This window comes from Alkaliphilus oremlandii OhILAs (assembly GCF_000018325.1).
GTDB classification, from domain to species: domain Bacteria; phylum Bacillota; class Clostridia; order Peptostreptococcales; family Natronincolaceae; genus Alkaliphilus_B; species Alkaliphilus_B oremlandii.
In genome coordinates this window covers 2,796,400-2,808,997 of record NC_009922.1, presented here as the reverse complement: position 1 = coordinate 2,808,997, position 12,598 = coordinate 2,796,400, and the positions used below count along the sequence as shown (strand labels likewise).

Sequence of the window (12,598 nt, the reverse complement as noted above, 5' to 3'; positions counted from 1 at the left end):
AAACATGAAAAAAACTTTGATTTTGATTTTAGCCATAGCATTAATGTCTTCTGTTTTTGCCTACGGAGATGTTAGTCAAGTGTATAGACAAGGTTTTGTAGAAGGATATTTAATGGAGCCTCTAGGAGAAACTTTAAAAATAGAGAGCTACGAAGGGAATATTTATTCCCTTCCTTTAAGGCTCAACACGATTTATACAATTGACGCTCAATACGTAAATGCCTCGAATTTTATACCAGGTATGGAAATTTATGCGGAGGTTCATGGTAGAAGTGTTACCTTAGTAGAGGGATATTCTACTAGCTCCTTAGGATATATACCTCCTGGAAGTAAGATAAGAACAGGTAGAGTGGCCAAAATAGATAACAATGTACTGGTATTAAAGCTTGCCACAGGAAACGAAGAAACATTCTTTTTGACGCCAGCTACGGTTACCCTTAAGAATGGGGTAAATACGTCTTTAAGTGCTTTATACGAGGGTGATAAAGTAAAACTATATTTTGATGAAGTAAATGCAAATATTGTGAGTCGCATTCATATAGAAGGAGACTCCATTCGAATCAATGGTTTGTACAAGGGTAAAGTAGGTGTTGTAGATGGTTTTGCAAATAAGATTACCATTAATGATGTACAAGTTTTGAAGAATGGAAGTTGGAGTAAAAGCAATTCTGCTGCTTTAACCATACCTTATAATGGTAATGTGCCACTTTATATTGGAGGATATAATATTCCCTATGATAATTTAAAGTATTATAAAGGTAAAACTATGTATATTGCTATGAAAGATTTCTTTGGAAGCAATCAAGCAGATCGAATGATTGTTCAAAACCAGTATGAAAGCACATATTCTGATAAAATAAAAGATATCAACTGGTTTACTGGTGAGTTTGAGCTTAAGAATAATAGAAATATCGGTTTTCATGATGGAACTATCGTGATTAAAAATGATAGAATCGTAGATAACTTTTCCTTAAGCTCTGATTCGGATGTCTTTGTTGTAGCTGATGGCAGAGGATTACAATCCAGCGCAGATGTAATATATGTTTTAAATGAGAATGTGAATAACTCGAACATTGGCCAACACTATATTTATGCTGGTAGAATGGATCAGATCGTAGAGGATAGATTATGGCTAAAAAATTTCTTCTTATTAGAAGAAAATGATTGGCAGTCCTTTGATGATGAAAAGGAACTATTTTTCGACAATGATACAGATATTTACGACTTAACCAACAATAAGAAGCTGAGCTTAAAAGAATTCTATAGTGGAAGTTATGCGGTAGACGAAGATTCTAAATATGCCAAAGATAACAGATTAAGAGATTGGCACAGCTACGTTTACACTGATGGAGACCGAATAAGCGCTATTATGGTACAAAAGAATATGGATTCTCTTTTAAGACAGAGAGTGACGAATGGTGTAATAGCTCCAGGTCCTAATTCGATTAGACAGGATCGCTATGCCGGGTGGACTATAGAACTTACAAATGCGAGAGATTGGAGTAGCGCCAAGGCACAGTGGATGGAAAAGAATGCAAACTTAAATATTAATTTAGAAAAAGCATTAATAATAAAAGATGGGAAGCAAATACAGCCATATGATTTAAAAGCAGGAGACCGTATATACTTAGTTCGTGATGATTTTTACGGTAAAGTGCTTATCGTTAAATAAAGGAGGGATATTTTGAAAAAGGCTATTTTATTTCTACTAATACTAAGCTTTATAATTGTACCAATAAATGTTATAGCAGCCCCTCCTGAGTTTTCGGGTGGTGTAAACAATGAATACCAGTACGAGGAAATCGTTTTTATTTCAGGAGAACCTGTAAAATTTGTAGGAACGATGACGGTCAGTGAAAAGGAGAAGTCAGACTCCTCCACCATAAGTTATACTTTTAAGCTTACTCCAGAAGATAAAGGGATAGATGGAAAGCTAGATCGTAGGATATCCTATGTTACCACATACGATGTGCGAAGTGATAAGGGGCAGACCATAGGTCAGACAAATATTTCTGGTAAGCCTAGAGACAGCATAGAAATTGATGGTGTGAAATACGAATTAATTGATTATCAATTTTCAAAATCTGACGTTATTGACAATCGACCTGCATCTGATTTCTATACTGGAAATATTACTGGACGCAAGGTTTATACAATAAATAAAACAGAAGGACAGGTTATTGTAGATATAATTGGGGGTAGTGTTGGATATGAAAATTTTTGGGGTGCAACAGAAACTCAAATTATAGATCTCGTATTTAATTCAAGTATGGAGAATGAGGATACGGATAGTAGTTGGCAGGGAACCGTTCGGAGCCAAGTATCGGACAGCATGACTAAAAAACTTGTGTACAGTGATAATGATGCGAATTTCTCTAGCTTTAATGGAGGTTATGTAAAAACGACAAATAGTAGTATTGTTTCTAAATATGACTATGATCTACCATATGCTACGAATAGCAGACGAAATAAAGATAGAAGAGATCGTGGAACAATTTCTTTATCTAAGGAAAATGTCCCTAAGATAGAGAGGTTAATCGTACCTAAGTTTAGAGATTTAGGTGGACACTGGGCAGAAAATCATATTAATAAGCTATATTCTCTAGATGTATTTGACGAAGTAGCCACATTCTTTGTACCGGATGTTCCTATGAACAGGGAAGAATTTACAAGAGCAGTAATGAGAGCTAGTGCCATTCGCTTGGCAGAAGTGCCTAAAACTAGAGGGAGCTCGAGAAATAAAACTCCAGAGATTTCTCCATTCTCAGATGTAGCAACAACGGATGCGAATTATGATTATATTAAAAATGGCGTTGCCAAGGGAATCATTCAAGGAGTGTCCAATAATAAATTTGCACCGAAGGATTCTCTTACAAGAGCACAGGCAATTACTGTAATTATTAGGGCTTTAGGATTTGAGAGCAAAGCACCTACCCCGGGATATTACACTTCTTTCTCAGATGATAGGCTAATACCTTCATGGGCGAAGGACAGTATTTATATGGCGAAAGAAATAGGGCTTGTACAGGGGGATCAGCTAAATAGGGTGAATCCTAATGATGTTTTAACTCGCGCTGAAGCATCTGCGATTCTTGTAAGATTCCTAGAATTTTTAGAAAGAGACTTACAGCAGGATTATAGAGAAAATATTATTCTATTTAATTAAATCAGATGAAATTCAGGGCTTTCCAAGGTGTATCGTATGCATTTTGGAGGGCCCTTTTTTATAACGTTTAAATTAAAGTTTAAGTTCAGGACGTCTATGGGAATAACCTTTACCATGCTATTTAATACATTTTAATAAAGTCAATGAATTGTCCTATTTTTATAATGAAGTGAAAGATATAGACTATGATTGATATATAGTTGTCTCAGAAAGTGGAAAAGTATAGCAAAGGGATTAAAATATTAAAAATATAAAGGAAAATGAGCCTTCATGTAGAATAAGGTATAGATAATGATTTTTAATTAGAAGGATAAAGAAATGCCATCGAAAAGTTAATTCACAAAATTTATTTTAAAAAGTGAAAAAGTTTGAACCATAAGGAGGTAAAACATGAAAAGAATGAAACATAAAATCATAGGGACGATTCTTACAGCTTCTATTGTGATGAGTAGCTCTGTAGCTTTTGCAAATGCTACGGTGTTCACAGACATTGGCGGTCATTGGGCGAAGGAATTTGTGGAAGATATTTACGATAGAAAGATTACAACAGGCTATCCAGATGCTACCTTTAGACCGCAAGGAAATATTTCAAAGCTAGAAAGCATTGTTATGATAGCAAAGCTCATGGGCTATAAGGATACGGATGCTGGATATTATATCAATCAATACAAGGATAAGCTTCAAAAGAACAATATTCCTGAGTGGGGTCAAGGGCCTACAGCCTATGCTCTATTCAATGACATAATATTAGAAAAAGAGTTACCAGAATTGGTTTCTACAGCAAATCAGACCCATGCAAAAAGACATGAAGTAGCAACCTACATCGGTAGGGTACTGCAATATGGCGCAGGCGAAAAAATTTCTAGTATCTATGTTATCCCTTATGTGGATGAAATGAGCATACCTACAGAAGCAGGTCCATATATTGATCTGTTATTAAGAAACAGTATCTTAGATAAATCCAGTAATGGGGGAAGATTTTTGCCAAATAATTTAATAACGAGAGCAGAGGTATCGAAGCTAATTTCCTTATCTGCAGAAATTTTGGATAAAGCTTCAACGGGAACTACCCCACCTCCTACAACGCCACCACCAACCAGTATCCATAAGAAAACCGTATCTGGTGATATCGATAATATTATTTTAGGAACAAAAAATATTATATCCATTGCAGAGGGTAAGAACAAAACGGTTTACGATATTTCAGAGAAGGTAAAGATCACTCTAGATGGCAAAAATGTAAGCATTGCAGATCTTTCTGTGGGACAACAAGTGACGGCTACGGTGGAGAATGACATCATAACAGATATTAAAGCTTCAACTGTTGAAGATATACTGGAAGGCTATTTCTATTATTATTTAGATGGTGCAAAGCCATCTGTATACATATCAGATAGTGAGGAGAACATAAAAATTCTACTATTTACGAGCAAAAGCAAGATCTACTTGAATGATAAAGCTGCTAAGATAAGCGATTTAAAGACGGGAGATACGGTTTCTATTAAACATATGGACGGTGAATTAATAGAGCTGAATGCAGAGTCAAAGGAAAAGGTAATAGAAGGTGTCGTTAAGTCAACGAGTGGCTCTAAAGATAAGTATACCATAACCATTGCACTGAAAGACAATGCAAAAGAAACGTATACGGTGAACTCCAAGGCAACTTTAAAGAGGGATAAGAAGACTGTTGAATTTGACGAGATCAAAGTTGGAGACGAAGTAGAAATCGGTCTAGAGTATGATGAAGTAAAATATATAAATGCCTATAGTGTACAAAGGACGGAAAAAGGATATATTAAAAGCATTATCCTTGGACAAAAGACAGAGATCACCATTGAAAAATACGATGGCGGTACTGAGAAATTTGAGATAACGCCGAATACCACTATAAAAATAGAGGAGCAAAAAGCAACCATATATGATCTTAGAATCGGTTATGAAGTAGAGCTGGAGATGGAAAATAACGAGGTAGTATGGATGGAAAGCTATCGTAAGATTCAAGGGATGAGCTACCAAGGAAGAGTTAAAGATCTAGATACAAGAGCAGATACAATAAACCTGGAAATAAAAGCAGGCAATGAAGTCGTGATAGAAGTCGATAGAGATACAATATATAATGATGAAAATGGAAAATTAATCAGATTCAGAGACATCAATGAAGACGATGAAATCGTAGTTTATGCGGAAGATAATGGATATTATATATTGGCAAAAAGAGTGTTTATTGTAATTCGTAGAAAATAATAAATCGTATACATTCCATATAAAAAACATCCTAAAATTATTAGGATGTTTTTTGTGGAGTGAGTACATAAATTGGGTTATTTCGCAGTCTCATTGCACAATTTCATTCTCCTTCCAGTCGATGAAATTGGCATTCGTTCATAAAAAAACCTCTAGGAAATTTTCCTAGAGGTTTTAAAATACTATTTAAATAGTGGGATAAGACCAGAGATTAAAATGTATCCAATCGCAATTGGTGCTACATATTTAATAGCGATAGACCAAGTCTTTGCAAGAGCAAATTTAACCTTTCCACCATTTGTAGCTTCTGCTACAGCTTTATCTGTACCCCATACCCAACCAACAAAGATTGAAAGTGTTAGTGCAGCTAAAGGTAAAAGAAGGTTATCTGTAATGATACCCATTGAATCAAAGAAGTTTGTACCAGCAATGAAAGTCATATTTCCTAAAACTGGTCCATTTGCTAATGAAGAAGGTACACCGATAAGGAATGCAAGAATACCTAATCCAATTGTTGCTTTTTTACGCTCCCATTTAAACTGGTCAACTGTTAGAGATACTGCAGCCTCTAATAGAGAAATAGAAGAAGTAACAGCAGCAAATAAAACTAACACGAAGAATAATACTGCGAAGAAGCTTCCGAACGGCATCTTAGCAAATACCCCTGGTAGTGTGATGAAAAGAAGTCCAGGTCCACCAGATGGATCAAATCCTAAAGCGAATACTGCTGGTAAAATTGTTAAACCTGCAAGTAAAGCGATGATTGTATCCAATGCAGGAATAATCAGTGAAGATTCTACAAGGTTCTCATCTTTAGGCAGGTAGCTACCGTAAGTAACCATAACACCCATACCAAGACTTAGGGAGAAGAATACTTGCCCTAAAGCACTTACAACTACGCCCATGTTTAATTTTGAGAAGTCTGGTTTTAATAGGTATTCAACACCAGCCATAGCTCCTGGAAGTGTGATAGATCTTACCATTAATACGACCATCATGATAAATAAACCTGGCATTAGAATCTTAGAAGCTTTTTCGATACCACCACTGATACCACCCATAACGATACCTAATGTAATTAACATGAAGATACCATGGTAGATAAGGGGCTCTACTGGAGCACCGATAAAGTTTACAAATACACTTTCAAGAGTACCAAGGTCTGTTGTATTGAATGCACCTGTAAGTGCTGAAACGATGTACTTGATAATCCATCCACCGATAACACTGTAATAGGTTACGATTAAGAAAGATGCTAATACACCGATACCACCAACCCAAGCCCATTTTTGCTTAATTTTTCTAAAAGCACCGACTGGACTTAACTGTGTGTTTCTACCAAGAACAAGCTCTGCCATCATTAAAGTAAAACCGATTAATAATACAAGTCCAAGATAAATAACAACGAATACCCCACCGCCGTTTTGACCAGCTAAATAAGGGAACTTCCAAAGGTTACCTAGACCAACCGCAGATCCTGCAGCAGCGAAGATAAATCCGAGCTTGGAACCCCACTGATCTCTTTCTTTCTTTTGATTTAAATCTGTCATAATTTAAACCTCCTAATAAAAATTTTAAAAATAATACCTTATTAAAAACTAACCAACAGTTCTTTACTTCTCTCCTTGTTACTTAGTTTTTAATTTATATAATTAACCCTTATAAGCTGAATAAAAGTTAATAAGCTTATAGGATAATTATTGAATCTAAAATTTTAAGGACAATTAAAAATTTTATACAAATAAGAGAATATACAGACAATTTAGAGTATAAATGCAATTTCGACTCGAGTGGAGCTCTGTTACATCAAAAGTATATATAGAGAAGTGCGAAAAAGCAAGTGTTACTTTTTTAACAATTTAAACAATTGCAAATATTAATAGTATGAATATTCAAAAATATAATTGTCTATTTTGGAATAACTAAAAAATAGCATCGATTCCGATGCTATTTTTATGGAAAATGTAATTTTAAATTTTCAATATACCTGAAGACTGTAGGAATACAATTAGAACAGCCAGCGGTGCGATATATTTTACTAGGAACCCCCAAACAGGCGCTAGTTTAAAAGCAAGTTTTCCTTCATTGGAGGCTTCTTTGATGGCATTTTCAAGTCCCCATACCCAGCCAATGAAGATACACATGAGCATACCGCCTAAAGGAAGCAGAATGTTTTCTGCAATAAATCCTAAGGTATCGAAGATATTACGTCCACCGATCAGCTCTATATGAGACCAAGGCCCCATACTTAAGGAAGCAGCAACACCAACGATAAAAATGATGCCGGACATAATATAGGTTGCTTTTTTACGATCCCATTTAAACTCGTCTACCATGTAGGAAACCGTTACTTCTAGTAGAGAGATAGAGGATGTTAAGGCAGCAAATAATACGAGAACAAAGAATACAACTGCAAATAATGTACCCAATGGCATTTTTGAGAATACCGCAGGAAGTGTAACGAATAACAGTCCAGGTCCAGCAGATGGATCGAATCCAAAAGCAAATACGGCTGGAAGGATTGTGAATCCTGCAAGTAAAGCAATACAAGTATCCAGTGCTGGTATAATCATAGAACTTTGAACAATATCTTCATCCTTGCCCAAATAACTACCATAGGTGATCATACATCCCATTCCAAGACTCAATGAGAAGAACACTTGACCGAGAGCTGCCAATAAAACGCTGGGTGTTAGCTTAGAGAAATCTGGTACTAGGAAGAATTTAACACCTTCCATAGCCCCTGGTAATGTAAGCGAACGAATCATCACCATAATCATCATAACGAATAAAGCAGGCATCATAATTTTAGTAGACTTTTCAATACCGCCGCTTACGCCGCCAACAACAATTAATAAAGTTATAATCATGAAAATTCCGTGATATACAAGAGGCTCTAAAGTCCCTGCAATAAGTCCACCAAACATACCGCCAAGTAAATCCAGATCTGCAGTATTGAAAGCACCAGTAATTGCTTTTACAATATAACTAATAGTCCATCCACCAACAACACTATAGAAGGAAAGGATCAAAAATCCAGCTAAAACCCCTAAGCCACCGAGCCATCCCCATTTGGCATTGAGCTTTTTATAAGCACCTACAGAGCTCAATTGAGTATTTCTACCGATAACGATTTCGGCCAACATCATTGTAAAGCCTACCAATAGAATAAGAACTAAATATACAAATACGAATGCACCACCACCGTTGGATCCTGCTAAATAAGGAAATTTCCAAAGATTACCTAATCCTACTGCTGAACCTGCTGCGGCCATGATAAAGCCTAATTTGGAACCCCACTGATCCCTTTGCTTATTTTCATTTAAATCAACCATGAATTCTCCCCCTTAATTTAAAATAATTTTTAGGAAAAGTACAGCCCTTACCTTCTGATAGCCTACCACCTCCCCATAGGGCATTTATTTTTTGATACTTTCAAATATTCAAAAGATTTAGAATAATAACTTGTAATCTATTATAGAATGTATTTTATTAATATGCAAGAGGATATTGTTTATTTATAAAAAAAGTTTAGAGCATTTACAAAAAAATGTATTGTAATTTTAGAGCGTGAAAAAATGGATACGTTTTTGTAATAAATTTAATTTATACAAGGCGATAAAGAGGATTTTATTTAGATATAAAGAATATAATAAACAAGGTAAAAACAATGAGGAAATCTAAGGATGAAACATTATTTTTACCCATATTCCTATTTATTTACAACATTAAACAACAAGTATTTAAAACTTTAATTTAAAATAATATTTTAGGAGGAGAGAAAATGAAATCAATGATCAGATTGAGAATGAGCACTGCAGACGCTCATTACGGTGGAAATTTAGTGGATGGCGCAAGAATGCTTCAACTTTTTGGAGACGTAGCAACAGAGCTTTTGATTAGAAACGACGGAGATGAAGGGCTTTTTGTAGCTTACGATAAAGTGGAGTTCAAAGCGCCGGTATACGCTGGAGACTACATAGAAGCAGTTGGTGAAATTACCAATGTTGGAAATTCATCAAGAAAAATGGTGTTTGAAGCTCGAAAGGTAATCATTCCAAGACCCGATATCAGCGATTCTGCATGCGATGTATTAGAAGAGCCTGTAGTTGTTTGCAGAGCAGAAGGAACCTGCGTTGTACCAAAGGATAAACAAAGAAAATAACGGGGATAAGAACAAGGAGGCCTTACTATGGACAAATTAATCATAACCGCTGCATTGACTGGTGCGGAAGTAACGAGAGAGAACCAACCGAATCTACCCTTAACACCGGATGAAATTGCAGAGGCAGCTTACCAATGTTATTTAGCTGGTGCATCCATTGTGCATGTACACGCTCGAGATGCAGAAGGAAACCCAACCCAATCCTACGATGTATATAAAGAGATTAAGGAAAAAATAGAGGCGAAGTGCAATATTATCTTCCAACCATCTACCGGTGGTGCAGTTTGGCATGGACCTGAGGAAAGATTACAGCCTGTGGACCTAAAGCCAGAGATGGCCACATTAAGTGCAGGTACATGTAACTTTGGACCGGATGTTTTTATGAATACAGAAGAATATATAGAAAAGTTTGCTACAAAGATGAAAGAGATGGGTGTAAAACCAGAGATTGAAGTTTTTGAAAGAGGAATGATCGAAAACGCCAAGAAGCTGGTGAAGCAAGGCTTGGTAGAAACACCTTTACATTTTGACTTTGTACTGGGTGTCCCAGGAGCTTGTCCAGCAACACCGGAAGACCTGCTGTACATGGTAAGAAATATACCGGAAGGATCAACCTGGACGGTAGCCGGTATTGGTCGGCATGAATTGCCTTTGGCTACAATGGGCATTATACTAGGAGGCCACGTTAGAGTTGGCTTCGAGGACAATGTTTATTACGGAAAGGGACAGTTGGCTCAGTCTAATGCGGAGCTCGTTGAAAGAGTTGTAAGAATAGCAAAAGAGCTGGGTAGAGAAGTTGCTACTCCAGATGAGGCCAGAAGAATATTAAATATTTAGGAAGTGATTCTTTGAAGCTTTTTATTGATACAGCAAATATAGAAGAGATTAGAGAAATAAGCAAATGGGGCATTCTATCCGGCGTTACAACCAATCCATCGCTGATTGCAAAGGAAGGACGAGACCTCAAAGCAGTGATCCAAGAGATTACGGAGCTGGTGGATGGTCCCATCAGTGCTGAAGTTGTAGGAGAAACCTATGAGGAAATGCTGGAAGAGGCTAAGGAATTAGTCCGCATCCATCCGAATGTGGTAATTAAAGTTCCCATGACGGAGGAAGGTCTAAAGGCGGTTTCTAAGTTCAGTGAACAAGGAATTAGAACCAATGTAACCTTAGTTTTCTCTGCACCACAGGCCCTAATTGCAGCAAGAGCAGGAGCAACCTTTGTGAGCCCTTTTCTTGGCAGGTTGGATGATATAGGAGCCGATGGTATTGGATTGATCGAAGATATTGCCCATATTTTCCATATCCACCATATTGATACGGAAATTATTGGTGCAAGTATTAGACACAACCTCCATGTGATGAACGCTGCCAAGGCAGGAGCACACATCGCAACGATTCCCTATAAGGTGTTGAAAGATATGGTAAAGCACCCTCTAACAGACATCGGCATTGAGAAATTTATGGCCGATTGGAATAAAACTAAGAAGTAAAAAAATCATGCGGCACGAGGAACAGTTCCTAAGTGTCGCATTTTTCTGTCTGATATAGTATATATGAATTATAATTAATGTGGCACAATACATTGATATATTCGATGAATATGAGTATAATATGAGTATGAGTAAAATAATTTGGGGGTGCCATGAATGGATAGAAATTTAGCGATTAACTTAGCAAGAGTAACGGAGGCTGCGGCTTTAGGAGCAGCTAAATTTATGGGTAGAGGAGACAAAATTGCGGCGGACCAAGCGGGTGTGGACGGCATGCGGAAGATGTTCCAAACCATGGATATTGAAGGCCTAGTCGTAATTGGAGAAGGCGAAATGGATGAAGCGCCGATGCTTTATATCGGAGAAGTGGTTGGATCTGGCTGTGAAGGTGCGTCTAAGGTGGATATTGCAGTAGACCCAGTAGAAGGAACAAACTCTGTGGCAAAAGGACTGCCAAATGCTATTGCAGTAGTTGCTATGGCACCAAGAGGATGTCTTTTAAATGCACCGGATATGTATATGGACAAAATAGCTGTTGGACCTAAAGCTGCTGGTAAGGTCAATATTAATGCGCCAGTTCATGAGAACCTAAGGGCTACAGCAGAGGCTTTAAACAAGAGTATTTCAGACTTAACCGTAACGATGCTGGATAGACCGAGACATGAAGAGATCATAAGACAGTGTCGTGAGGCTGGTGCCAGAATCAAACTATTCCAAGATGGAGACGTAGCTGCGGCTTTAGCAACCTGCTTTGACCATACGGGGGTAGATATATTATTAGGGAGTGGTGGCGCTCCAGAAGGTGTAATTTCTGCTGCTGCTTTAAAATGCTTGGGTGGAGAGTTCCAAGGAAAGCTTCTACCACAAACGGATGAAGAGATTCAAAGATGTTTAAAGATGGGTGCAAACATAGAAAAAGTATATTATATCGATGATCTAGTAAAAGGAAATGAGGTTTATTTTGCGGCTACAGGAATTTCAGATGGAGAATTATTAAAAGGTGTTGTCTACACTGGAAATAATACAGCAAAAACCCACTCTTTAGTCATGAGATCGGAAACTGGCACCATTCGTTTTCTAGAAGCAATTCACAAATTAAATAAAAAACCGAAGTATGCATATTAAAAAAGATGTTGACAAATGTATTACGATATCGTAATATGTATCTAATAATTTAATAAGGAACTCATTAAAAAGCGTTGATGAGAAATAGTAAAGATAGATATTCTTTTACAGAGAGTACCCGGTTGGTGAGAGGGGCATTGGAACATATCTTGAACACATCTCTGAGCTATGCACCGAATCCTTTTGGTAGTAGACTGCATCGGATACCTGCACCCGTTATAGTGCTAGAGTATAAATAAGCAAGGGCTTATCGTACTTGAAGAGTTTGGTACTGCGAAGTATCAATAAAAAGGGGTGGAACCACGTGAGTATAACTCTCGTCCTCTAGTTTATTCTAGAGACGAGAGTTTTTTTAATTTAAGCACTTAAAGTTCTAAGTTCTATCTAGAGCTGAGTGCGCCATAA

9 protein-coding genes and 1 other annotated feature are annotated in these 12,598 nt (G+C 37.0%); of the genes, 7 read left to right on the top strand and 2 right to left on the bottom strand.

Annotation, left to right across the window (positions count from 1 at the left end; translation table 11 throughout):
• Nucleotides 1-4 precede the first annotated feature (4 nt).
• The 3 genes from CLOS_RS13735 (at nucleotide 5) to CLOS_RS13725 (ending at nucleotide 5,410) form a co-directional block, all read left to right on the top strand.
• Nucleotides 5-1,672 (top strand): hypothetical protein, encoded by a 1,668-nt coding sequence (locus tag CLOS_RS13735; RefSeq protein WP_012160441.1) that lies wholly within the window; start codon nucleotides 5-7, stop codon nucleotides 1,670-1,672.
• A 12-nt stretch (nucleotides 1,673-1,684) separates the two neighbouring features.
• The gene (locus CLOS_RS13730; RefSeq protein ID WP_012160440.1) at nucleotides 1,685-3,166 is read left to right on the top strand and encodes an S-layer homology domain-containing protein; all 1,482 of its coding nucleotides are present in this window, start codon (nucleotides 1,685-1,687) and stop codon (nucleotides 3,164-3,166) included.
• Nucleotides 3,167-3,556: 390 nt separating this feature from the next.
• Nucleotides 3,557-5,410: an S-layer homology domain-containing protein gene (locus CLOS_RS13725; RefSeq protein ID WP_012160439.1), complete on the top strand. Its 1,854-nt coding sequence runs from the start codon at nucleotides 3,557-3,559 to the stop codon at nucleotides 5,408-5,410.
• Between the two features lie 182 nt (nucleotides 5,411-5,592).
• Here CLOS_RS13725 and CLOS_RS13720 read toward each other — a convergent pair whose 3' ends face one another.
• Nucleotides 5,593-6,960, bottom strand: coding sequence for a sodium-dependent transporter (locus tag CLOS_RS13720; RefSeq protein ID WP_012160438.1), 1,368 nt, complete (start codon nucleotides 6,958-6,960; stop codon nucleotides 5,593-5,595).
• A 420-nt stretch (nucleotides 6,961-7,380) separates the two neighbouring features.
• Nucleotides 7,381-8,745 carry a sodium-dependent transporter gene (locus tag CLOS_RS13715; RefSeq protein ID WP_012160437.1) on the bottom strand — a complete coding sequence of 455 codons (1,365 nt, stop codon included), beginning with the start codon at nucleotides 8,743-8,745 and terminating at the stop codon, nucleotides 7,381-7,383.
• Nucleotides 8,746-9,194: 449 nt separating this feature from the next.
• Between CLOS_RS13715 and kal the strand changes: the two genes are divergently transcribed.
• The 4 genes from kal (at nucleotide 9,195) to glpX (ending at nucleotide 12,193) form a co-directional block, all read left to right on the top strand.
• The gene (gene kal / locus CLOS_RS13710) at nucleotides 9,195-9,575 is read left to right on the top strand and encodes a 3-aminobutyryl-CoA ammonia lyase (RefSeq protein ID WP_012160436.1); all 381 of its coding nucleotides are present in this window, start codon (nucleotides 9,195-9,197) and stop codon (nucleotides 9,573-9,575) included.
• A gap of 27 nt (nucleotides 9,576-9,602) precedes the next feature.
• Entirely contained in the window at nucleotides 9,603-10,412 is an 810-nt protein-coding gene (gene kce, locus CLOS_RS13705; protein ID WP_012160435.1) for a 3-keto-5-aminohexanoate cleavage enzyme, read from the top strand.
• Between the two features lie 11 nt (nucleotides 10,413-10,423).
• A complete protein-coding gene (fsa, locus tag CLOS_RS13700) occupies nucleotides 10,424-11,068 on the top strand; it encodes a fructose-6-phosphate aldolase (protein WP_012160434.1) in 645 nt (214 codons plus the stop codon).
• Between the two features lie 156 nt (nucleotides 11,069-11,224).
• Nucleotides 11,225-12,193, top strand: a complete 969-nt coding sequence (glpX, locus tag CLOS_RS13695; RefSeq protein WP_012160433.1) for a class II fructose-bisphosphatase — start codon at nucleotides 11,225-11,227, stop codon at nucleotides 12,191-12,193.
• Nucleotides 12,194-12,258: 65 nt separating this feature from the next.
• Nucleotides 12,259-12,521, top strand: a binding site (T-box leader).
• The last annotated feature ends 77 nt before the right edge of the window (nucleotides 12,522-12,598 follow it).